Below are 22,786 nucleotides of genomic sequence, written 5' to 3'. Positions count from 1 at the left end.
CGCCGCATCGGGTTGGGCGTGGGTGCTGTCCTGGCCGTGCCGGGCGGCTGTGGTTGTCCTGTCCGCCGCTGAACAGCCGGTCATGGAGTGCCGTCCAGGACGGGGGCGGGGTGGGGGGATCGGACGTGGGCGTAGGGGGCCGGGCCGCGTTGGCCTGCGTAGGCGGCCTGGGAGGTGGTGACGACCGGCAGCGGGACGTCGGCCGGGGTGTACGGGTCGAAGGCGCCGTCGGTGAAGAGGTGGAGTGTGTCGTCCTCGGGGTTCCAGGCGACCAGGCGGATCCAGCCGTTGCCCACCAGGCGGGCGAGGGCGGGGTCGCGGAGGCAGAGGTCGAGGAGGGGGCGGGGGGCGGCGCGGACGACCAGCAGGAGGCGGACCGGCTCGTGGATCTCGACCATCTGCCACGGCAGCCCGGTGCGCAGGTCGGATGCGTGTCCGTCCATCACGCCGAGCAGGCCCACGATGTTGTGCGGGAGCTTCGTCCCGCACCCGTAGCCCACCGGATCGACGAAGCTGAAGTAGTACTCCAGGTTGATCCCGGCGCACACCGGGCCCGCCGCGCGCAGCAAGGCGTCCAGGAGGGTCTGGTCGGGGTCGAGGTCGCGGTCGTACGACACCAGGAACGCGCGTCGGTCCAGGAACAGGCCGCGGGTGAGGGAGCGTTCGCCGATGAGGCAGACGGCGTTCGTCGCGTGGCCGTACTCCGGGCGCGGCTGGGAGAGGTCGACGGAGTGGCGCAGCACGTGGCCGAGCGCGCGGTGCGCGGGCAGGTCGGCCGGGGCCGACCCGAACCGCCTGCAGCGCTCGTGCGCGTCCGCCGCGCACGCCGCCGCCAGGGCCGCGCGCGCCCGGTCGAGGTCGGCGGCGCGCGGCGCGGGCACCAGGTCGGTGTCGAAGTACGCCACCGTGTCGTCGGCGGTGTTGTGGTACGCACCGACGAACCAGGTCCCCTCCGGGATGTCCACGCCCGATTCCCGCAGCCGCGCGCGCACGCCCGGGTGGTTGGCCATCGCGGCGAAGGCGCGCGCGTTCGGCCCGCCGCGCCCGCCCCCGGTCGCGCCGCAGTCGTGCGCGGACTCGTGCGGGTTGTTCATGCTGGTCGACCCGTGCCCCACCACGAGCACGAGCGGCGCGAAGCCCGCCGCCAGCCCGGTCGCCCGCGTGATCCCGGCGACCACGTCCGCCATCTCCGTGACGCTGAACTCCGGCTCCAGGACGAGTCTGGTGTTCCGCGCCGGAGCGGACCGGTCGAACACCCGATGCGCCACGCTCGGGAACAAGCACCGTCCAACAAGGACAAGGGCATGTCCGATCCCGAGCATCAGAGCCAGAAGCCCGCCACGACCCAGGGTGCGCGACCCCACGTGCAGGTGCCTGCGCCACCGCGCCCGCAGGGTCGGGCGATGCCGCGTGTCGGCCACCTCCGTGACCGTCTTCGTGGGCGTGACCACGACCGGGCACAGTGGACGCTCCCGCACATCGCGATGGCCCCGATAGCGCATGGCGACGCCGAAGAAGCCCGCCGCGCCGAACGTCGCCACCTGCGGGTCCGTCTCCTCCAGGTGCCTGCGCAGCGACTCCTCGCGCTCGTCCAGGCAGAACACCGCCTGCCACGCGGGCGCGGGCGCGGGCCGGGCGAGCCGCTGGTGGGCGACGAGCGAGCCCAGGACGTCCTCGCGGTGGCGGCGCTCGTAGGCCAGGTGCAGCAGCCGCCGCCTGCGCCGGTCGTCGCACTCGGCGACCGCGCCGAGCCAGGCAGCGGCGTGCCGGGGGTCGGCGAGCGCGTCCACCGCGACCGGCATGACCTGGGCCAGCACGAACGCCTCGTACACCAGCGCGAGGTCCGGTCCCGGCTCCGGGACCGCGCGCCGGGGCAGCGCCGCGACCGACCGCGCGGCGACCACGTCGAGGACCAGCTGCACCGCGAGGTAGTCGGCGAGCCGGGCGGGCGGCGCGGCGACCGGCGCGCTGTCGGGCCGGTGTTCGAGGTGGCGCACCATGCCCGCCCAGCCCGGCAGGGACAGCAGCGTGTCCTGGATGACCTCGGCCCAGTCCGCCTCGGCCACGCCGAGTTCGCCGAGCGCCCACCGGATCGTGGTCTCGGCGTCCCAGCCCCCCTGGTCGGGCAGTCTCCGCCCATAAAGCGCGCGGAACGCCGCGAGCAGGCCGTGGTCGCGCGCGGGCATCGGCCAGTGGGCCACGCCCTGGTCGAGGAACGCGGCGGTGACGCGGATCAGCACGGGATGGGCGAGGTGGTCGGCGTCCGCCCCGGTGGTGGCCAGCAGCCGGTCCCTCGGCCGCACGCCCGGGGGCTCGGCCACCTTCTGCGGCGCGAGGGCGGCCAGGTGGCGCCACAGCGCGCCGAGGTTCGTTCCGGCGAGCGCGGCGCGGCGCCCCGGCGAGGCCAGCGGGGTCACCGCGGTCAGCGCGTCGGTCTCGGCCAGCAGCCACGGCACGCGCTCGCTGGCGGGCACGTCGACCCAGTGGTGCAGGCGCTCGCAGTGGAACACCGCGCGGTTCGGCCCGCCGGGAATGATCACGCGTCCGCCGTCGTCGACCTCCTCGGCGACGACGGCGTCGATGTCGGCGGTCTGGACGCGGCCCTGGCGCAGCAGGTCGTGGAAGGAGCGTTCGCTCTGGTAGGGCTCGGTCCCGTGGAGCCGGGCCGCGGCGGCGACCGCGTCGGTGAACTCCATGTCCTCGAACGCGTGCAGCGGGTTGTGGTGGATGAACGTCTGCAGCGGACCCTGCGCAGGCAGCAGCGCGGCCGCGTGGTCGATCAGCTTCCCGATCACGGCCGCCGCCGGTGGGTCGCGTGCGGGTGGTCGGCGACCGGGGCGAGCCCGGCGCGTCCCTCGATGGTCAGCGTCGCGGTGGGCCACTCCTTGGCCAGCGTCTCCAGCCGGTCGAGGAAGGTGTGGTCGACCAGGCGCGCGTCGCTCAGGTCCACGACCACCTCGGTGACGCCCGGACCGGCCGCGGCGACCGCGCGCCGGATCGGCAGCAAGGCGGGGAACACGGCCGCGCCGCGCACCCTCAGCCGCAGCACCGGCCCGGACCTGGTCTGGTCGACCCTCGGCCGCACGATGGCCGAGGGCGGGACGCCGCGCGCCAGGTGCAGCACGAGCTTGAGCAGCAGGCCCGCGCCCACGCCGACCAGCAGGTCGGTGAGCAGGGTGACCGCGAACGTCGTGAGGAACAGCGCCAGCTGGTCCCGGCCGGTGGCCGCGGCGTGCCGGAACGCGCTCGGCGACGCCAGGCGGAACCCGGTGTAGACGAGCATCGCGGCCAGCGCGGTCAGCGGGATCAGCTGCAGCACGCCCGGGATGAGCGCGACGAACAGCAGCAGGAACGCGCCATGGGAGAAGTTGGCCCAGCGCGAGGTCGCGCCCGCGTCGACGTTGGCCTTGCTGCGCACGATCTCCGAGATCATCGGCAGGCCGCCGATGAGCGCGCAGACCAGGTTGCCGCCGCCGAGGGCGAGCAGGTCCCGGTTGAGGTCGGACGCGCGCCGCAGCGGGTCCATCCCGTCGACGGCGATCACCGTCAGCGTGGACTCGACCGTGCCGATCAGCGCGAACATCAGAATGTACTGGATCGAGGTGCCGCTGAGGACCTGGCTGAAGTCCGGGAGGACGACCGCGTCGGCCAGCGAGCCGGGCAGGTTCACCAGCTTGTCGTCGGCCAGGTGCGTGAGCAGGGCGGCGGGCACGGCCACCGCCAGCACGGCCAGCGGCGCGGGCACCAGGCGCAGGCCGCGCACCATCGGGAGGACGACCATCATGACCAGCGCGGTCGCGCCGATGAGCAGCACCGTCGGGTCGGGGTGCAGCAGGCTGTGCGGGATCTCGGCGATCAGCCCGACCGGCGTCTCGGCCTCCGGCTCGACGCCCGCGAGCACGTGGACCTGCTTGGCGATGATGATCACGCCGATGGCCGCGAGCATCCCGTGCACGATCGACGGCGAGAGGATCATCCCGATCGTGGCCACCCGGAACAGGGCGAATAGGATCTGCAGCGCCGCGGCGACCACGCCTGCGGCGATGGCTTTGCGGTAGCCGGCGACCATGTCGCCGCCGCCGAGGTCGTGCACGGCGCCGACGGCGATGACGATCAGCCCGGCCGCCGGTCCCTTGATGGTCAGCCGGGCGCTGCCGAACAGGGTCACCAGCACCCCGCCCACGATCGCGGTCATCACGCCTGCGATCGGCGGGAAACCGCTGGCCAACGCGATCCCGAGGGACAGCGGCAGGGCGATCAGGCAGACCAGGAAACCGGACTTCACATCGGCGAACGTGAAGCCCCGCGCCGCCGTTTCGGGGCGCGAGTGGCTATTCATGAATATTCCTCGGGGGTGAAGACGCGCGCCGGAAAAGGGCGCGCGCGTATATCGGGCGGCTCAGGCGGAAATGGACATTCCGTCCGGTGAACCGCGCACGGGCGGGCACAGCGGCGCGACGGACCGGGCCTGTCGCGCGGTCTCGCGCCCGGGGTGCGGCCGAGGTGGCAGGCCGGTCGAGTCGCCCAAGGGCGGCACGGCTTTCTCGGCGTCCTGCAAGGACTCCAGCTCGACGTGCGCGGTCGCCACCGCGTGTGCAGCGCAGGCGTCGGCGCCCGCGACCGGGGTGTTCACGGCCGGGCCGGAGAGGAGGATGACAATGGCGGCGACGATTGCGACCAGCATTCTTCCCGCCCCCCTCCGCGGTCGAGACCCGCTTTCAATCGATCATGGCATGGCGGTTGAATTCGTCAAGGTTTGCCCATTCCCATTGTCGGCGTCATCGAAAAACTGTGATCACCACCACGCCTCGATTCCGTCCCGGTTGGCGGGGCGCGGGCCCGTGGGCGACGATCGGAGCGGATCACCACCGAGGGAAGGACGACGCCGGATGCCGCTGCAAGGCGAGTACGAGCCCAGCCCCGAGAAGCACGTGCGGGAGCAGGTCGAGCTGTATGAGAGCTCCGGGGGCACGGAGGGGACGACGATGCGCGGCATGCCCGTCGTCATCCTGACCACCCGGGGCGCCAAGTCCGGCAAGATCCGCAAGACCCCGCTGATGCGCGTCGAACACGACGGGAAGTACGCCGTCGTCGCCTCCCTGGGCGGCGCCCCCCAACACCCGGTCTGGTACCACAACGTCAAGGCCGACCCGGTCGTCGAACTCCAGGACGGCCCACGCCGCCAGGACATGCGCGCCCGCGAGGTGACCGGCGACGAGAAGGCCTTCTGGTGGGACAAGGCCGTCGAGGCGTACCCGGACTACGCCGACTACCAACGCAACACCGACCGCGAGATCCCGGTCTTCGTCCTCGAGCCACTCTAAGACCAGGCCGCGCGGATCAGCCCCGATCCGCGCGGCTCCAGAGTGGACGGTCGCCTGGCTGGCATGCGGGCGGGCCAACGAGCGCAGCGGGCAGAAGGCGCTACCCGGAAGCTGCACCCCCGCCGAGCGGCGGCTCTCCTTGGGGGCGGGGGATGGAAAGGCCGGCGGTGCTTGCCCGTGCGGGCAAGGGGCGGGCCGGGGAAGCGTGGTGGGCGACCCTGGGCGGGCCGAGGCGGGCCTGGTTGCCCGTGGGGCAAGGCGGCCCGGAAGTCCGCACTCGGCTAGTGGCGGGTGGGTGCAGAGCGCGGCGGGCTGGTTCGCTGAGTCCGGGGAAGGCCAGCGGTTGCCGTGGGACAGGGGAAGCCGCCTGCGGTCGGAAGCGGTGCCTTTAGACGCGCGAATGGGGAAGGCTATTGGTTGCCCGTGGGGCAGTTGGCCGGAAGCCACCCACGCTCGGCGGGGCGCGGCGGCTTAGGACGCGCCTGGAAGGTCAATCGTTGCCCGTGGGGCAAGGCGGACCGAAAGCCTGCCTGCGGCTGGCGGTGGGGTGGGTGCAGGGGCGGTGGGCTGGTTCGCGGAGGCCGGGGAGAGGCGGGGAGGCCGGTGATTGTCCGTGGAACAGAGGGCCGGATGCTGCCTGCGGTCGGCGGGGCGGTGGCCTGGGATGGGCGAGCTGGGGAGGCCGATAGTTGCCCGTGGGGCAAGGCGGGCCGGAAGCTCGCCTGCGGTTGGCGGCTGGGTGAGTGCAGGCGCGGCCGCCTGGGACGGGCGAGCCGGGGAGGCCAGCGGTTGTCCGTGGGGCAAAGAGTCGGGAGGTGGCCCGGCTGGCGGCTGTTGTGTGGGCAACGCGGGCCGGGCGGTTCTGGCTGCTCGGCGTTAGTTGTCGGCCTCGCGGAGGTTGCATTCCATGTGGAGGAGGGCGTCGAGGGTTGCTTGGATGCCCTGCTCGTCCAGGCCTGCTGTGGTGCGCTTCTCGAGTTCGTCCCACATGGTGGTTACTTCGGCGCGGAGGGCGTTGCCTGCGGTGGTGGGGGAGACGATGACCGAGCGGCCGTCGGTGGGGCTGGGGGTGCGGCGGACGAAGCCGCCGCGTTCCAGGCGGTGGACGGTGCGGGTGATGGTGGCCGAGTCGGAGCCGAGGAGGGCGGCGAGGTCGGCCTGGCGCTGGGGGCCGCACTCCCACAGGTGCATCATCAGCAGTTCCTGACCAGGGTGCAGGCCCAGCCTGCGCAGAAGCTGGGCGGCGACCATCCGGTGCAGCCGGGTCAGCCGGAAGATCGCGTGGCTGACCGGGCCGCCGCTCGCCGTGGCGGGCACGGGCACGGTCGGCTTGCGCTCGTGCGGCTCGCAGTACGTCCCGTCGCCCATGCCGTCCTCCCTCTGCGCAATCATCCTACGGATCCGCACTTACATGTGGTCTGTGTCACAATCGTGAAGATCGGGAAGTGTCGGCCGGATTTACCTGTTCGGACAGGCATGACTACCGCCTTCGACTCGGTCGACCTCGCCGGGCTGCCGCTCGCCAACCGCATCGCCATGGCTCCCATGACCCGAAGCCGCGCATATGGTGCCGGTGGAGTCCCAACTCCCCAGATGGCGGAGTACTACGCGCAGCGGGCGGGCGCCGGGCTCATCATCACCGAAGCGACGCAGCCTTCGGTGGTCGGACAGGGATATCCGGACACGCCGGGCCTGCACTCCGCCGAGCAGGTGCGCGGCTGGCGCGCGGTGACCGACGCCGTGCACGCCGAGGGCGGCCGGATCTTCGTCCAGCTCATGCACTCCGGCCGCATCGGCCACCCGGTCCTGCTGCCCGACGGCCTGCGGCCCGTGGCGCCCTCCCCGGTGAAGGCCGACGGCGCCGTCTACACCAAGGAGGGGATGAAGGACTTCGTCACGCCCAAGGAGCTGACCGAGGACGACATCGCCACCACCATCGCCGACTTCGCCGCCGCCGCCCGCAACGCGATCGACGCGGGCTTCGACGGCGTCGAGCTGCACGGCGCGAACGGCTACCTCATCCAGCAGTTCCTCGCCGAGAACACCAACCTGCGCACCGACGCGTGGGGCGGCTCGGTGGCCAACCGCATCCGCTTCGCCGTCGAGGTGACGCGCGCCGTGGCCGACGCGATCGGCGCGCACCGGGTCGGGCTGCGGGTCTCCCCGGGCGGGACGTACAACGACATCGCCGAGGTCGACCCGGAGGCCACCTACACCGCCCTCGTCGACGCCCTGCAGCCGGTGGGCTTGGCCTACCTGCACGTGGTGGAGTACGACCGGGACCTGACGCTGCGGCTGCGCAAGCAGTTCGCCGGCGCCCTGATCCTCAACCCGCACACCGGGTCGCGCCCGACCGGCCACGCCGAGCTGGACGTGGTCGCCGACGGCGTCGCCGACATCGTCTCCTTCGGCGCGCTGTACCTGGCCAACCCGGACCTGCCCGCCCGCCTGGCCGCGGGCGGCCCGTTCAACGAGCCCGACCCGACCACCTACTACGGCGGCGACCACCGCGGCTACACCGACTACCCGACCCTCTGACCCCGGCCTCGACGGCCTGCCCCGAGTTGGGGGCGGGGCAGGCCGACACCGACTGACCGGCGGTCTCGCGGCCCCCGCCCCAGCCAGGGGCGGGGCCGACTAACCCCACCGCCGACGCCCTGTAAGCAGCCTCGGCGGTCCCACCTCAAGCGGGCACGGTCCGATTTCGTCGGCCGCCTGAAACCTTGACCGCTCACCGTGAACGGCCCCGCCCCGACCAGAGGGCGGGGTCGTCGCGTTTCCCGGGCACGATCGCGTATTGCACACATGCGCATGTGACAATATGTTGGCGGGGTCGAGCCACGGGAGGAGCGGACATGGGACACGGCCACGGGCACGCGCCGCGGAGCGCGTCGGGCCGGATGGTGGGGCGGTTGTGGTGGGCGTTCGGCATCGCCGCGGTGGTCATGGCCGGGGAGTTCGCCGTGGGGGTGGCGACCTCGTCGCTGGCGCTGCTCTCCGATGCCGCCCACATGCTCACCGACGTCATCGGCGTCGGCCTCGCGCTGGCGGCGATCATGGCCGCCCGGCGCGCCGCCGGGAAGCCGGACCGCACCTTCGGCCTCTACCGGGCCGAGGTCCTCGCCGCGCTCGCCAACGCCGTCCTGCTCTTCGGCGTCGCCGGGTACGTGCTGGTCGAGGCCGTCGACCGGATCACCGACCCGCCCGCGGTGCCCGGCCTGCCGGTGCTGCTGACCGCGGCGGGCGGCCTGCTCGCCAACGTCATCGCCTTCTTCCTGCTGCGCGACGGCGCCAAGGAGAGCATCAACGTCCGCGGCGCCTACCTTGAGGTCCTGGCCGACCTCATCGGCTCCCTCGGCGTGCTGCTCAGCGCCACCGTGACCCTCGCGTTCGGCTGGCGCCACGCCGACGCCATCGTGGGCGTGGCCATCGGCGTGTGGGTGCTCCCGCGCACGTACGCCCTCGCCCGGCGCGCCCTGCGCATCCTGTTCCAGCACGCCCCGGAGCGCATCGACATCGCCGAGATGACCGCGAGGCTGTGCGCCCTGCCGACCGTCTCCGAGGTGCACGACCTGCACGTCTGGACGCTGACCAGCGGCATGGAGGTCGCCTCGGCGCACCTGACGACCACCGGCGACCCGGAGGCCGTGCTGGTCGCCGCCCGCGACCTGCTGGCCACCGAGTACGGCATCGACCACGCGACCCTGCAGGTCGAGGGGCCCGCCTACAAGTGCAGCCCCGAGTGGTGACTCAGGGGAACGGCAGCGGCTCGGCGCCGCGCTCGGCCAGCATCGAGCGCATGAGCCGGGTCTCGGCGTCCTGACCGGCGGCGATCTTCTCCGCCAGCACCCGGACGTGCTCGGTCTGCGCGTTGGCGGCGGCGAACGTGGCCATGTCGAGCCCGCCCTGGTGGTGGCGCAGCATCAGCTGAAGGAAGTACACGTCCAGGTCGGCCCCGGACAGCGAGCGCAGCTTGGCCAGTTCCTCCGAGGTCGCCATGCCGGGCATCCGGGTCACGCCCGCCCCGGCCGCGCCCGCGCCGTGCCCGCCGTGGCCCTCGGCGGGCATCCACCGCATGTGCGGCTCGCCCGGCGGCGGCAGCTCCGGCTGGTCCCAGACGGCCAGCCAGCCCGCCAGACGACCGCTCTGGTCGAGCTGGGTGGACTCGATGTCGAAGGCGAGCGCGCGCACCTTCCGGTCGGCGCCTCGGTCGCGGGCCTGCCCGGCCATGGTGATCGCCTGCAGGTGGTGCACCCGCATGTCCTGGGCGAACCCGACGTCCACCGAGCCCGCGCCCGGGGTCGACTCCGGGCGCACGACGCTCAGGGTCACCAGCATGCCGACGGCGGCGCCGACCAGGAGCACCGCGAGCGCGGCGATCGAGTAGACCGCCGCGCGGCCGCGGGCCCGGCTCATTGGGTCGGCTGGGCTGCCGTCGTGGTCGGCGTCGGCGCGCCGGTCGTCGTCATCTCGGACTCCTCCTGCGGGACGATGCCGGAGCCGTCCATCTTCACCGCGTCCGGCCCGGGCGCCTCGGCCACGAACGGCGGCGGGTTGGCCGGATCGAAGCCGGTCCCGCCGGTGTCGCAGCGGCCGCCGGGCTCGGGGTTCTGGAAGCGGTTGGCGCGCAGCGAGCGGATGAACTGGTCGATGCGCTCGTCGTTGGCGTCGGAGAGCTTGAGCTGGTGGCCCCACGACTGCAGCGAGATCGGCGAGTCCAGGCCGGGGTACGGCGACATCATCATGTGCGGCTGGCCCTCGACCTTGGCCTTGAGCGTGTCGAGCGCCGCGCCGGACACCTGGTCGGGGTTGTACGCGATCCACACCGCGCCGTGCTCCAGCGAGTGGACCATGTTCTCGTTGCGCACCGCGACCGGGTAGACGATGCCGGAGCAGTCGGCCCAGTAGTTGTCGTGCGGACCGCCGAACGGCGGGCTCTGGTCGTAGGCGACCCGCTGGTCGGCGTTGACGTGCTGGCTGCCCGCGTACTCGGCCCTGACCACGCCGTCGATGTTCTCCGACGGGTCCTTGTTCTCCTCGGAGACGGTGAACTCCTTCACCGAGTCGATCTGGACGTACGCGTAGCCGAACACGCCCGCGGCGATGAGCACCACGGCCGCCACCGCGGCGATCGTGCCCCAGGGCAGTCCCTTTTTGGAGACGACGGAGGCGCGAGCGGCCTTGAGCGCGGCCTTGCCGCCTTTGTTCTTGGTCTTGTTGGCCATGCCCGTCCTCGGGTCTCGGGACACCTGTTGCGTCGGTCAGTTTAAGGTCCGGGTGTTTTGTCCCCGTCAACCGCCTTGCACGGCCGTGACCGGCACGGCGTCCGGTCCGGGCGGCTCCGCCACGAACGGCGGCGGGTTGTCCTCGTCGAAGTGGTCGGGGCCCAGCCCGTCGCAGCTCGCGCCCGGTTCCGGGGCGAGGTCGGGGTTGCCGCGCACGGCCGCGACGAACCGGTCGATGCGCTCGTCGTCGACCGAGTCCACCCGCAGCTGCCTGCCCCAGGACTGCACGGACACGGCCGTCTCCTGGCCGGGGAACGGCGACATCACCAGATAGGGCTTGCCGTCCACCCGGTCGGCGAGCGCGTCGAGGTCGGCGCCCTCGACCCGCTCCGGGTCGTAGGTGATCCAGACGGCGCCGTGCTCCATCGAGTGGACGAAGTGCTCGGTGCGCACGGGCACGGTGAAGACGCTGCCCATGCACGGCGCCCAGAACGAGTCGTGCGCGCCGCCAAGCGGCGGCAGGTGGTCGTATGCCACCCGCTGGGGCGCGTCCACGTGCATGCTGCCGTGCGCGTAGTCGATCCGGAGGACGCCCTCGATGCCGTCGGTGGGGTCCGACGGGGCGGCGTCGGAGTCCCGCGTCTGACCTGGGCCGCCCTGGCCGGGCAGGCCGACCGGGGTGCCGGGGACCGCCGTCCCGCACGCCGTCAGCAGCAGCGCCCCGAGCGCCGTCGGGACCAGCCGCGTCCGCGAGAACAAGACCATGGCCGCAGAGTCTAGGGTCACGTGAACGCGCTGGTGACGGCTCCCTAGACTTGGCGGCCGTGACCCCCGCTGCCCTCGCCGACGCCGTCCGCGCCGCCGCCGTCCGGGTGCTCGGCGACCGAGGCGTCGACCCGGACGTGGTCCCCCGGGCCGTCACCGTCGAGCGCCCCCGCAATCCCGAGCACGGCGACTACGCCACCAACATCGCCATGCAGGTCGCCAAGAAGGCGGGCGTCGCGCCCCGCGAGCTCGCGGGTTGGCTGGCCGAGGCGCTGGCCGACGAGGCGGGCGTGGCCTCGGCCGAGACCGCGGGGCCGGGCTTCATCAACATCCGGCTCGCCGCCGACGCGCAGGGCGCCATCGCCGCCCAGGTGCTGGCCGCGGGCGCGGACTACGGCCGCGGCGACGCCATGGCCGGGCGCCGGGTCAACCTGGAGTTCGTCAGCGCCAACCCCACCGGCCCGCTGCACCTCGGCGGCACCCGCTGGGCCGCCGTCGGCGACGCCCTGGGCCGGGTGCTGGCCTTCCAGGGCGCGGACGTGACCCGCGAGTACTACTTCAACGACGCGGGCGCGCAGATCGACCGCTTCGTGCGCTCGCTGCTGGCCGCCGCCCGCGGCGAGCCGACCCCCAAGGACGGCTACGCGGGCGCCTACATCGGCGACATCGCCGCGGCCGTGCTGCGCGCCGAGCCGAACGCCCTGGCCGCCGACGACCCCGCCGAGGTGTTCCGCCGCGTCGGCGTGGGGATGATGTTCGAGCAGATCAAGGCCAGCCTGCACGCGTTCAAGACCGACTTCGACGTCTACTTCCACGAGGACTCGCTGCACGCCTCCGGCGCGGTCGCCGAGGCCGTGGAGAAGCTGAAGGCCTCGGGCGCGCTGTACCTGGAGGACGACGCCTGGTGGCTGCGCTCCACCGAGTACGGCGACGACAAGGACCGCGTCGTCATCAAGAGCGACGGCGAGCCCGCCTACATCGCCGGGGACATCGCCTACTTCCAGGACAAGCGCGCCCGCGGCTTCGACCTGTGCCTGTACCTGCTCGGCGCCGACCACCACGGCTACGTCGCCCGGCTCAAGGCCGCCGCAGCGGCGCTCGGCGACAGCCCGGACACCGTGGAAGTCCTCATCGGACAGCTGGTGAACCTTGTCAGCGCGGGCAAACCGCTGCGGATGAGCAAGCGCGCAGGCACCGTGATCACGATGGAGGACCTGGTCGACGCCGTCGGCGTCGACGCGGCGCGCTACGCGCTGATCCGGTCCTCCGTGGACTCCACAGTGGACATCGACCTGGACCTGTGGGCCAAGCGCAGCAGCGACAACCCGGTCTACTACGTGCAGTACGCGCACGCCCGCCTCGCCTCGCTGATGCGCAACGCCGACGACCTCGGCGTCACCGCGGACGCCGTCGACCTCGGACTGCTCACCCACGAGCGCGAGGGCGACCTGATCCGCACCATCGGGGAGTTCCCGCGCGTGGTGGCCACCGCCGCCGAGCTGCGCGAGCCGCACCGGGTCGCCCGCTACCTCGAGGAGCTGGCCGGGGCGTACCACAAGTTCTACGACTCGTGCCGGGTCCTGCCGCAGGGCGACGAGGACCCCGGCCCGCTGCACGCCGCCCGACTGGCGCTGTGCGCGGCGGCGCGGCAGGTGCTGGCCAACGGCCTGGGCCTGCTCGGCGTCGCCGCCCCCGAGCGCATGTGACCTGGAGCTGACATGAGGGCACACCCGGCCGGACCCCGCCACGCCGAGATCCTGCCGCCCAGCACCATCGCCGTGGCCCGCCCCGACGGGCCCGCCGCACTCGACGAGCTGCACCCGCAGGTGTGGCCGCGCAACGCCTCCCGAGGCGACGACGGCGCCGTCCGCATCGCGGGCGTCGACGTGCGCGAGCTGGCCGAGACCTACGGCACGCCGCTGTTCGTCGTCGACGAGGACGACTTCCGCTCCCGCTGCCGCGACCACGCCCGCGCCTTCGGCGACCCCGCCAACGTGCACTACGCGGGCAAGGCGTTCCTCAGCGTCGAGATCGCCCGCTGGGTGGCCGACGAGGGGCTGAGCCTGGACGTCGCGAGCGGCGGCGAGCTGGCCGTGGCGCTGCGCGCGGACTTCCCGCCGGAGCGGATCACCTTCCACGGCAACAACAAGTCCGTCGACGAGCTCGCCGCGGCGCTCGACGCGGGCGTGGGCAGCATCGTGGTCGACTCGTTCCTGGAGATCGCCCGCCTGGACAAGCTCGCCCGCGACCGCGGCGTCCGCGCGCCCGTCCTGGTGCGGGTGACCGTCGGGGTCGAGGCGCACACCCACGAGTTCATCGCCACCGCGCACGAGGACCAGAAGTTCGGCTTCTCGCTGGCGGGCGGCGCGGCCGCCGAGGCGTGCGCGATGGTGCTCAAGTGCGACGGCCTCGCGCTGACCGGCCTGCACAGCCACATCGGCTCGCAGATCTTCGACGCCGACGGCTTCGAGGTGGCCGCGCACCGGGTCATCGGTCTGCTCGCCGAGCTGCACCGCGCGCACGGGGCAGCGGCGCTGGCCGAGCTGACCACCGTCGACCTCGGCGGCGGCCTGGGCATCGCCTACACCGCCGCCGACGACCCGCCGCCGCCCGCGTGGCTGGCCGAGCAGCTGCGCACCATCGTGGGCAAGGAGTGCGAGCAGGAGGGGCTGGCGGTGCCGAGGGTGGCCGTCGAGCCGGGCCGCGCCATCGTCGGGCCGGGCACGGTCACCCTCTACGAGGTCGGCACCACCAAGGACGTGACCGTCGGCCACGGCGCCGTCCGCCGGTACGTCAGCGTCGACGGCGGGATGAGCGACAACATCCGCACTGCCCTGTACGACGCCGTCTACGACACCCGCCTGGTCTCCCGCTCCTCCGGCGAGGGCGGTCAGGGCGCGGGCGCAACCCTGTCCCGAGTAGTGGGCAAACACTGTGAGTCCGGTGACGTGGTGGTGCGAGACTGCTGGCTGCCGGACAATCTGGCCCCCGGCGACCTGCTCGCCGTGGCCGCGACCGGTGCGTACTGCTACTCCATGGCCAGCAACTACAACCGGTTGCCCAGGCCCGCGGTGGTCGCGGTGCGCGACGGCGCGGCGCGGCTGCTGCTGCGCCGGGAGACCGTTGACGACTTGCTGCGCCTGGAGGTGCCGTGACCGAGGCCGCTAAACCCATCCGCGTCGCACTGCTCGGTTGTGGGACGGTGGGCACGCAGATCGTCCGCCTGCTGACAGAGCAGGCCGACGACCTCGCCGCCAGGGTGGGAGCGCCGGTTGAGCTGGCGGGCATCGCCGTCCGCCGGGCGAACAAGCCCCGGCCGGGCGTGCCTGCCGGGCTGCTGACCACCGACGCCGCCGGACTGGTCACCCGCGACGACGTGGACGTGGTGGTCGAGGTCATCGGCGGCATCGAGCCGACCAGGGACTGGCTGCTGACCGCGCTCAAGGCGGGCAAATCGGTCGTCACCGCCAACAAGGCGCTGCTGGCCGAGCACGCGGGCGACCTGTTCGCCGCTGCCGACGCCACCGGGGCGGACCTGTACTTCGAGGCCGCGGTCGCGGGCGCGATCCCGCTGCTGCGGCCGCTGCGCGAGTCCATGGCGGGCGACCGGATCACCCGCGTCATGGGCATCGTCAACGGCACGACCAACTTCATCCTCTCGGCCATGGACGAGACCGGGGCCGGGTACGCCGAGGCGCTGGACGAGGCGTCCCGCCTCGGCTACGCCGAGGCAGACCCGACCGCCGACGTCGAGGGCTACGACGCCGCGTCCAAGGCCGCGATCCTGGCCTCCATCGCCTTCCACACCCGCGTCACCGCGGGCCAGGTGCACCGCGAGGGCATCACCGGGGTCACCGCCGCCGACGTGGCCGCCGCGCGCGCCCTCGGCCGCACCATCAAGCTGCTGGCCATCTGCGAGCGCGTCGAGGCGGGCGGCGACCGGCCGGGCGAGGCCGTCGCGGTGCGCGTCCACCCGGCGATGATCCCGCGCTCGCACCCGCTGGCCGGGGTGAACGGCGCGTTCAACGCGGTGTTCGTCGAGGCGGACGCCGCGGGCCAGCTGATGTTCTACGGACAGGGCGCTGGCGGTGCACCCACCGCCAGCGCAGTCCTCGGCGACCTGGTGGCGGTAGCCCGCAACCGGGTCGTCGGCGGGCGGGGTCCGCGCGAGTCGGCCTACGCCGACCTGCCGGTCCGACCCATCGCGCAGGCAGCGACCAGGTACCACATCAGCCTGGACGTGGCCGACCGCGCGGGCGTGCTGGCGGCCGTGGCCGCCGTGTTCGCCCAGCACGAGGTGAGCATCGCCGCGGTGCGCCAGGAAGGGCGCTCCAGCGACGCGAGCCTGGTCATCGTCACCCACTCCGCGCCGGACGCGGCCCTGCGGTCCACTGTGGACAAGATCGCCGGACTGCCCTTCGTCCACGACGTGGTGAGCGTGATGCGGGTCGAAGGCGAGGAACTGTGACCGTCCCTACCGATGTCCGTCCCGGCTGGCCGGGAATTATCCGGGCCTACGCAGGCCGGATCGCGGTGCCGCCGGGCGCCGAGGTCGTCACCCTGGGGGAGGGCAACACCCCGCTGCTGCCCGCCCCGCACCTGTCCGAGCTGACCGGCGCCACGGTCTACCTGAAGACCGAGGGCGTCAACCCCACCGGGTCGTTCAAGGACCGCGGCATGACCGTGGCGGTGACCCACGCGAAGGCGATCGGGCGCGAGGCCGTCATCTGCGCCTCCACCGGCAACACCTCCGCGTCGGCGGCGGCCTACGCCGCCCGCGCGGGCCTGACCTGCGCGGTCCTCGTGCCGACCGGGAAGATCGCGCTCGGCAAGCTGGCGCAGGCCGTGGCCTACGGCGCGCGCATCCTGCAGATCCAGGGCAACTTCGACGACTGCCTCGAACTGGCCCGCAAGACCGCGGCCGAGTACCCGATCGAGCTGGTCAACTCCGTCAACCCGGTGCGGCTCATCGGGCAGCGCACGGTCGCGTGGGAGATCTGCGACGTGCTGGGCCGCGCGCCCGACGTGCACTGCCTGCCCGTGGGCAACGCGGGCAACATCACCGCGGCCTGGCAGGGCTACAAGGGCTACTCGCAGGACGGCGTCATCGACGCGCTGCCGAGGATGTTCGGCTTCCAGGCCGCGGGCGCCGCGCCCATCGTGCGCGGGGAGCCGGTGCCCAACCCGGAGACGATCGCGACCGCGATCCGCGTCGGCAGCCCGGCGTCCTGGGCGGGCGCGGTGGCCGCGCGCGAGGAGTCCCGGGGGCTCATCGACGCGGTGACCGACGAGGAGATCATCGCCGCCTACCGGCTGCTGTCCACGCGGGAGGGCGTGTTCGTCGAGCCCGCCTCGGCCGCTTCGGTCGCGGGCCTGCTCAAGACCGCCGCCGACGGGCGGCTCCCGCGCGGGGCGACCGTGGTCTGCACGGTGACCGGCCACGGGCTCAAGGACCCGGACACGGCGCTGTCCGGTGTCGCCGAGGTCGAGCCGGTGCCGGTGGACGCGACCGCGGTGGCGGCGGCGCTGGAACTGACGTGAGCGCGGGGGTCCGCGTCCGCGTCCCGGCCTCGACCGCCAACCTCGGCTCGGGCTTCGACGCGCTCGGCATGGCGCTGGGCCGCTACGACGAGGTCGTCGTGCGGCCCGCGCCCGCCACCGCCGTGCGGGTCGTGGGCGAGGGCGCGGGCGAGGTCGCGCTGGACGAGCGGCACCTGGTGCTGCGGGCCATGCGCGCGGCGGCGGCCAAGCTCGGCAGCGACCCGGGGCCGGTGGAGCTGGTCTGCGAGAACACCATCCCGCACGCGCGCGGGCTGGGGTCGTCGGCCGCGGCGATCGTCGCCGGGATCGCGGCCGCGTACGGGCTGGCGGGGCGGCCGCTGGACGACGACGCGCTGCACCTGGCCGCGGAGTTCGAGGGCCACGCCGACAACGTCGCCGCGAGCCTGCTGGGCGGGCTCGTGGTGGCCTGGCACGACGCCGACGGCTTCCGGGCCGCCCGGCTGGAGCCGCACCCGGACCTGCGCGCGTTCGCGATCGTCCCGGACACGCGCTCCGACACGCACGTGACCAGGGGACTGCTGCCCGAACGCGTCCCGCACGCCGACGCCGCCTTCGCCGCTGGCCGGGCCGCCCTGGCCGTGCACGCGGTGACGGCGGCGCCGGAACTGCTGCTGCCCGCCACCGCGGACCGCCTGCACCAGGACTACCGGGAGTCGGCCTACCCGGCGACGCTCGGCCTGGTGCGCGATCTGCGCGCGCGGGGGGTCGCCGCGGCGGTGTCCGGGGCGGGTCCGACGGTGCTCGCGCTGTGCACCTCCGACTCCCTGCCCGACGGGCTGGAACTCGGGGGTTTCACGGTGTGGCCGTTGGGAATAGACCGCGCGGGCGTCGTTGTTGAGACCATGTGACGGTGTTGTCATCTGCTCGCAATCCAGCGGTGACGCACATCACCGGTCAAAGTCACGATTCGTGCGACGCGCTGTAAGGCGGTTGTTGCACCTTGCGTGACGGGCGTCTACCCTCGGGGGCGTTCAGTCACCGCGCGCACGGGCGCCCGGTGTCGTTCCCGGGAAATTTGCTCCGGGCCGCATCATCTGCCGAAGATCTCGGTTCTGCCTACGCCGGATCGGGGATGGCAGGTACCCGACGACCGTGGTGACCAGATGCTCCCAATCAGCGGCTCAGTCGCGCGATTGGCCGGAGAAACTGGCCAGCGTCGTGTCGGGTGCGCGCCTGATGGGGAGAACGGCCGCTTCGCGTTCCGTCGGGCGGCGGTCCGCTGGTCCACGTAGGAGGCGGGGGCCGGTCAGGAAGGACATGTGTGAGCAATACCGATCTATTGAGCAGTGACAGCGCTGCGGAGACCCCGGAGTCCGGCGCCAAGCGCAACGGCGGGGCGCCGCGCAAGCGGGCAGGCCTGTCCGGGATGGTGCTGCCCGAGCTGCGGGCCCTCGCGGGCCAGCTGGGGATCACCGGAATTGCGGGAATGCGCAAGGGCGACCTGATCGCTGCCATCAAGGAGCGGCAGGGTGGCTCGTCGTCCGCCCCGACCGCCCAGGAGCTTCCGCTCAACGGGGCGGCCGACGCCCCGGCGAAGGCGGAGGCCCCGGCCAAGGAGGCGCCCGCGGCGGAGGAGGCGCCACGCCGGGAGAGCCGCCGTCGGCGCGCCGTCGTGCGGCCCGCGGGCAGCCCGGACAAGGCCGAGGCCGCGGCCCCGGCTGAGGCCCCGGAGCAGCCGCGCACCGCCGACGCCCCGGCCGCGTCCGCGCCGGTCGAGGAGCAGCCGCGCGTCGAGCGGCCGCAGGGCGACGGCCAGGGCCGCCGCGAGCGGCAGCGCGACCGGGGCGACCGCGCCGACCGGGGTGACCGCGCCGAGCGGGGTGACCGCGCCGAGCGCGGCGACCGCCAGGACCGTGCTGACCGGCAGGACCGGGGCGACCGGCAGGACCGGGGCCAGGACCGCGGCGAGCGGCCCGACCGGGGTGACCGGCAGGACCGGGCCGACCGGCAGGACCGCGGCGAGCGCCAGGAGCGCGACCGCGACCGCGGCCGCCAGGACAACCGCGGCCAGCAGCAGGGCCACCGGGTCGACGACGATGACGACGACGACGAGCGCGGCGGCCGTCGCGGTCGCCGGTTCCGGGACCGCCGCAGGCGCGGCGGCCGCGGCGAGACCGGCGGCGGCGGTGGGCAGAACGACACCGAGGTCCGCGAGGACGACGTGCTGCTGCCGGTCGCCGGTGTGCTCGACGTGCTGGAGAACTACGCCTTCGTGCGCACGTCCGGCTACCTGTCCGGCCCCAACGACGTCTACGTGTCGCTGTCGCTGGTCCGCAAGTACGGTCTGCGCCGCGGCGACGCCATCACCGGCCTGGTCCGCCAGCCGCGTGAGGGCGAGCAGCAGCGGCAGAAGTTCAACCCGCTGGTGCGGGTGGAGACGATCAACGGCCTGGAGCCCGACGGCGCGCGCAACCGCCCGGAGTTCACCAAGCTGACGGCGCTCTACCCGAACGAGCGGCTGCGCCTGGAGACCGAGCCGCACATCCTCACCACGCGCGTCATCGACCTGGTGATGCCGCTGGGCAAGGGGCAGCGCGCGCTCATCGTGTCGCCGCCGAAGGCCGGTAAGACCTCGGTGTTGCAGTCGATCGCCAACGCGATCACGACCAACAACCCCGAGTGCTACCTGATGGTCGTCCTCGTCGACGAGCGGCCCGAGGAAGTCACCGACATGCAGCGCTCGGTGAAGGGCGAGGTCATCGCCTCGACCTTCGACCGCCCGCCGGGCGACCACACCACCGTGGCCGAGCTGTCCATCGAGCGCGCCAAGCGCCTGGTGGAGATGGGCCACGACGTGGTCGTGCTGCTGGACTCGATCACCCGCCTCGGCCGGGCGTACAACCTGGCCGCCCCGGCGTCCGGGCGCATCCTGTCCGGTGGTGTCGACTCGACAGCGCTGTACCCGCCGAAGCGGTTCCTGGGCGCGGCGCGCAACATCGAGAACGGCGGCTCCCTGACGATCATCGCGACCGCGCTGGTGGAGACCGGCTCCGCGGCCGACACGGTGATCTTCGAGGAGTTCAAGGGCACCGGCAACGCCGAGCTCAAGCTGGACCGCAAGATCGCCGACAAGCGGACCTTCCCGGCCGTGGACGTCGACCAGTCCAGCACCCGCAAGGAGGAGCTGCTGCTCTCGCCCGACGAGCTGGCGGTCACCGTCAAGCTGCGCCGGGTGCTGCACGCCCTGGACAGCCAGGCCGCCATCGAGCTGCTGCTCGACCGGCTGCGCAAGTCCCGCACCAACATCGAGTTCCTGATGCAGGTGGCCAAGACGACGCCTTCGCAGCACGAAGACTGACGCTTGGGAGAACGACAGGCCGCCCCGGCACGCCGGGGCGGCCTTTCTCTCGGCTTGACGCATACCGATATGGGTATGTATCGTTCCCGGCATGGCGAGGGCGGCGACCACGGCGGACGCGTTCAACGCGGTGGCCGAACCCCGGCGGCGGCAGATCCTGGACCTGCTGGCCGAGGGGGAGCGGTCCGTCACCGACCTGGTCGCCGCCATGGGGATCGTCCAGCCGCTGGTCTCCAAGCACCTGCGCGTCCTGCGCGAGGTCGGTCTCGTGGACGTGCGCGAGGTGGGCAGGCAGCGGCTCTACCGCCTCAACGGCGAGCCGTTGCGGGCCATCTACGACTGGGTCAGGGCCTACGAGCGGACCTGGACCCGCCGCTTCGACCTGATGGAAACCGTCATCGAGGAACTGAAGGAGCGTCATGACAGCGACGACTAAGGGCACCGCGGTGGTGACCCTTCCGGCCGACAACCAGATCCTCATCACCCGGGAGTTCAACGCCCCGGCGGAGCTGGTCTACCGCGCCTACACCGAACCCGAGCTCATCCGCCGCTGGTGGCACGCCAACCGAGGCACGATGACCGTCTGCGAGGTGGACCTGCGCGTCGGCGGCGCCTGGCGCTACGCGATGGTGGCCACCGGCGGCTTCGACGTCGGCTTCCACGGCACGTACCGGGAGGTCGTGCCGAACTCCCGGCTGGTCTACACCGAGGTGTACGAGGGGGCCCCGGACGCGGGCGAGGACGACGCCGCGCTCAACACCGTGGAGCTGCGGGAGAAGGACGGCCGCACGACGGTCGCCATCCTCGTCGAGCACACCAAGCCCGAGCACCGCGACTTCCACATCGAGTCCGGAATGGAGCACGGCATGCAGGACGCGATGGACATGCTGGAGGAGATCGCCGTCGGCCTGGGGTGACGCACTCGCTCGCGTGAAGCCGCCGTTGGATTCCGCCAGCGGCTCAACGGGCCCCGCCGCGCGGGCGTTCGGGGAGGGTGATCCCCCTTCTCGCCCGCAGGCACGGGCTGTTCGTCCTCGCGGCGGCCGTTCTCGCCCACGGCGTCACGGTGCTGATCTGGCCTGCGGCGCACTGGAGCATGATCGACCTGGAGGTCTACCGCGCCGCCGGTGCGGTGGTGCTCGACGGTGGACGGCTCTACGAGCAGGGCGTCACCGCGTCCCTGAAGTTCGTCTACCCGCCGTTCGCCGCGCTCCTGTTCACGCCGCTGGCGATGGTGTCCCTCGACGTGCTCCGCGTGCTCTGGGCGGTCGGGAACCTCGTGCTCGTCGTGATGGTCGTGCGGTGGGCGGCGCCGACGGCCCGGCCGGGGGTCGTCGCGGCCCTCGCGGGCGTCATCTGCTGGCTCGACCCGGTCCGCACGACCGTCTACCTGGGGCAGGTCAACTGGATCCTGCTCGCCCTCGTCGCATGGGACCTGCTGCGCAACGGCGGGAGGCGGTGGCAGGGCGTCGGGATCGGCATCGCGGCGGCGATCAAGCTGACACCGCTGCTGTTCGTCGTCTACCTGCTGCTGACCAGGCGGTTCCGCGCGGCGGGCGTCGCGGTCGCGACCGTGGCCGCGACGGTGGCGGCCGGGTTCGCCCTGCTCCCGGCCGACGCCGCGGCGTTCTGGCTGGACGGGGCGTTCGCCGAGGTCGGCCGGATCAACCCGGTCGACGCGGCGACGAACCACTCGCTGCGCGGGGCGCTGGCCAGGGCGATGGACCACGAGACGGGGCTGTGGCTCGTCGGCGCGGCCCTCCTCGCCGCGGTGTCGCTCGCCGTGGCGGTGCGGGCACGGCGGCGGGGGGACGAGGTGCTGGGCATGGCCGTCACGGGGCTGTGCGCGACGGCCGTCTCGCCGTTCTCCTGGACGCACCACTGGGTGTGGTTCGCGCCGCTCGTCCTCGCCGTCGTCCACCGCAGGGCCTTCGCGGGGGTCGTGGTGGCGCTGACGTTCGCCTGGTTCGTCCGGGTCTACCCGCCGGAGAGCGGGCTCATCCCGGAGACGAGCGCCGCCGCGCTGGGCGGACCGGTGGCGGGCAACCTCTACCTCCTACTCTTCCTGGCTTCGCTGCCATACCAGGCGAAGCAGGGCCGTCGTCGCGGCCAGGCCGAGGGCGAGCGCCAGCCAGGTCGGCAGCGGCGTCCCGTCGGCGGCCAGCCCGGTCGCCAGCAGCCCGACCGGGTACGCCGCCGACAGCACGAGCCGCTGGCGGCGGGAGCGCCAGGCCACCGCCTCGGCGAGGACGGCGGCGATCGCGGTGGTGGCGCCCGCGAGCCCGCTGGACACGCTGACGGTCCAGGGCGCGTCGACGAGTAGGCCGCAGGCGGCGGTGATGCCCAGCACGGCCGCCGCGAACACCAGCGGCGCCGCCAGCCACGCGGTAACCGAGAGCGGTCTGTCCACGGCGCAGAGCACCCGGACAGTCTGCGACGGCCGAACGGCGCAGTCGCAGCACGGTCGGTGAGCGGGCGATCACCGTCGGCCAGTGGTCATCGGCGCGCGGTGAGCGGCGGCGGCGGAATACGCGCACCCGGGCACGCGTTGCACGGGAGGCGTCTGGCAGACTGTCAGGTCGAGTCCGGCACCGGTTCACCTGCACGCGAGG

General features: G+C 73.1%; 19 protein-coding genes. 12 read left to right on the top strand and 7 right to left on the bottom strand.

Features of this window, described 5'->3' with window-relative positions; all coding sequences use genetic code 11:
• Positions 1 to 80 precede the first annotated feature (80 nt).
• From Actkin_RS25875 to Actkin_RS25865, 3 genes are read right to left on the bottom strand one after another with little or no spacing between them, the layout of a single operon-like run.
• Complete coding sequence (locus Actkin_RS25875) at positions 81 to 2,795, bottom strand: DUF2309 domain-containing protein (protein ID WP_258904564.1); 2,715 nt, start codon at positions 2,793 to 2,795, stop codon at positions 81 to 83.
• A complete protein-coding gene (locus Actkin_RS25870) occupies positions 2,792 to 4,339 on the bottom strand; it encodes a SulP family inorganic anion transporter (protein ID WP_258904563.1) in 1,548 nt (515 codons plus the stop codon). The genes Actkin_RS25875 and Actkin_RS25870 overlap by 4 nt, the downstream gene beginning before the upstream one ends.
• A gap of 60 nt (positions 4,340 to 4,399) precedes the next feature.
• The gene (locus Actkin_RS25865; protein ID WP_258904562.1) at positions 4,400 to 4,684 is read right to left on the bottom strand and encodes a hypothetical protein; all 285 of its coding nucleotides are present in this window, start codon (positions 4,682 to 4,684) and stop codon (positions 4,400 to 4,402) included.
• 205 nt (positions 4,685 to 4,889) lie between these two features.
• Between Actkin_RS25865 and Actkin_RS25860 the strand changes: the two genes are divergently transcribed.
• A complete protein-coding gene (locus tag Actkin_RS25860) occupies positions 4,890 to 5,324 on the top strand; it encodes a nitroreductase family deazaflavin-dependent oxidoreductase (RefSeq protein WP_189213575.1) in 435 nt (144 codons plus the stop codon).
• Positions 5,325 to 6,200: 876 nt separating this feature from the next.
• On the opposite strand, the gene Actkin_RS25855 is transcribed toward Actkin_RS25860, so the two are convergent.
• Positions 6,201 to 6,716: a MarR family winged helix-turn-helix transcriptional regulator gene (locus tag Actkin_RS25855; RefSeq protein ID WP_258904561.1), complete on the bottom strand. Its 516-nt coding sequence runs from the start codon at positions 6,714 to 6,716 to the stop codon at positions 6,201 to 6,203.
• Between the two features lie 84 nt (positions 6,717 to 6,800).
• Between Actkin_RS25855 and Actkin_RS25850 the strand changes: the two genes are divergently transcribed.
• Together Actkin_RS25850 and Actkin_RS25845 are read left to right on the top strand one after the other, a co-directional pair.
• Positions 6,801 to 7,862 carry an alkene reductase gene (locus tag Actkin_RS25850; RefSeq protein WP_258904560.1) on the top strand — a complete coding sequence of 354 codons (1,062 nt, stop codon included), beginning with the start codon at positions 6,801 to 6,803 and terminating at the stop codon, positions 7,860 to 7,862.
• A gap of 317 nt (positions 7,863 to 8,179) precedes the next feature.
• Positions 8,180 to 9,073 carry a cation diffusion facilitator family transporter gene (locus Actkin_RS25845; protein ID WP_189213573.1) on the top strand — a complete coding sequence of 298 codons (894 nt, stop codon included), beginning with the start codon at positions 8,180 to 8,182 and terminating at the stop codon, positions 9,071 to 9,073.
• A 1-nt stretch (position 9,074) separates the two neighbouring features.
• Here Actkin_RS25845 and Actkin_RS25840 read toward each other — a convergent pair whose 3' ends face one another.
• The 3 genes from Actkin_RS25840 to Actkin_RS25830 form a co-directional block, all read right to left on the bottom strand.
• On the bottom strand, positions 9,075 to 9,740 hold the full coding sequence (locus Actkin_RS25840; protein ID WP_189213572.1) for a DUF305 domain-containing protein: 666 nt from the start codon (positions 9,738 to 9,740) through the stop codon (positions 9,075 to 9,077).
• Positions 9,737 to 10,549: a thioredoxin-like domain-containing protein gene (locus Actkin_RS25835; RefSeq protein ID WP_189213571.1), complete on the bottom strand. Its 813-nt coding sequence runs from the start codon at positions 10,547 to 10,549 to the stop codon at positions 9,737 to 9,739. Before Actkin_RS25835 ends, Actkin_RS25840 begins: the two co-directional genes overlap by 4 nt.
• 66 nt (positions 10,550 to 10,615) lie before the next feature.
• Positions 10,616 to 11,314: a thioredoxin-like domain-containing protein gene (locus Actkin_RS25830; RefSeq protein ID WP_258904558.1), complete on the bottom strand. Its 699-nt coding sequence runs from the start codon at positions 11,312 to 11,314 to the stop codon at positions 10,616 to 10,618.
• Positions 11,315 to 11,373: 59 nt separating this feature from the next.
• On the opposite strand from Actkin_RS25830, the gene argS reads away from it, so the two are divergent.
• The 9 genes from argS (at position 11,374) to Actkin_RS25785 (ending at position 22,497) form a co-directional block, all read left to right on the top strand.
• Positions 11,374 to 13,020 (top strand): arginine--tRNA ligase, encoded by a 1,647-nt coding sequence (gene argS, locus Actkin_RS25825; RefSeq protein WP_258904557.1) that lies wholly within the window; start codon positions 11,374 to 11,376, stop codon positions 13,018 to 13,020.
• Between the two features lie 12 nt (positions 13,021 to 13,032).
• Positions 13,033 to 14,469: a diaminopimelate decarboxylase gene (lysA, locus tag Actkin_RS25820; RefSeq protein WP_189213568.1), complete on the top strand. Its 1,437-nt coding sequence runs from the start codon at positions 13,033 to 13,035 to the stop codon at positions 14,467 to 14,469.
• On the top strand, positions 14,466 to 15,782 hold the full coding sequence (locus tag Actkin_RS25815; protein ID WP_258904556.1) for a homoserine dehydrogenase: 1,317 nt from the start codon (positions 14,466 to 14,468) through the stop codon (positions 15,780 to 15,782). The genes lysA and Actkin_RS25815 overlap by 4 nt, the downstream gene beginning before the upstream one ends.
• On the top strand, positions 15,779 to 16,855 hold the full coding sequence (gene thrC / locus Actkin_RS25810; protein ID WP_258904555.1) for a threonine synthase: 1,077 nt from the start codon (positions 15,779 to 15,781) through the stop codon (positions 16,853 to 16,855). The genes Actkin_RS25815 and thrC overlap by 4 nt, the downstream gene beginning before the upstream one ends.
• Complete coding sequence (gene thrB, locus Actkin_RS25805; RefSeq protein WP_189213565.1) at positions 16,852 to 17,724, top strand: homoserine kinase; 873 nt, start codon at positions 16,852 to 16,854, stop codon at positions 17,722 to 17,724. The genes thrC and thrB overlap by 4 nt, the downstream gene beginning before the upstream one ends.
• Before the next feature lie 413 nt (positions 17,725 to 18,137).
• A complete protein-coding gene (gene rho, locus Actkin_RS25800; protein ID WP_258904554.1) occupies positions 18,138 to 20,174 on the top strand; it encodes a transcription termination factor Rho in 2,037 nt (678 codons plus the stop codon).
• Between the two features lie 91 nt (positions 20,175 to 20,265).
• On the top strand, positions 20,266 to 20,610 hold the full coding sequence (locus tag Actkin_RS25795) for an ArsR/SmtB family transcription factor (RefSeq protein WP_189213563.1): 345 nt from the start codon (positions 20,266 to 20,268) through the stop codon (positions 20,608 to 20,610).
• The gene (locus tag Actkin_RS25790) at positions 20,594 to 21,091 is read left to right on the top strand and encodes an SRPBCC family protein (protein WP_258904552.1); all 498 of its coding nucleotides are present in this window, start codon (positions 20,594 to 20,596) and stop codon (positions 21,089 to 21,091) included. The genes Actkin_RS25795 and Actkin_RS25790 overlap by 17 nt, the downstream gene beginning before the upstream one ends.
• A gap of 77 nt (positions 21,092 to 21,168) precedes the next feature.
• The gene (locus tag Actkin_RS25785; RefSeq protein WP_258904550.1) at positions 21,169 to 22,497 is read left to right on the top strand and encodes a glycosyltransferase 87 family protein; all 1,329 of its coding nucleotides are present in this window, start codon (positions 21,169 to 21,171) and stop codon (positions 22,495 to 22,497) included.
• The last annotated feature ends 289 nt before the right edge of the window (positions 22,498 to 22,786 follow it).

Origin of the sequence: Actinokineospora sp. UTMC 2448, assembly GCF_024760565.1 — a bacterium.
In the GTDB taxonomy this organism is placed as follows: domain Bacteria; phylum Actinomycetota; class Actinomycetes; order Mycobacteriales; family Pseudonocardiaceae; genus Actinokineospora; species Actinokineospora fastidiosa.
The sequence above is the reverse complement of the archived record's forward strand: the minus strand, read 5'-3'. Positions and strand labels throughout refer to the sequence as shown.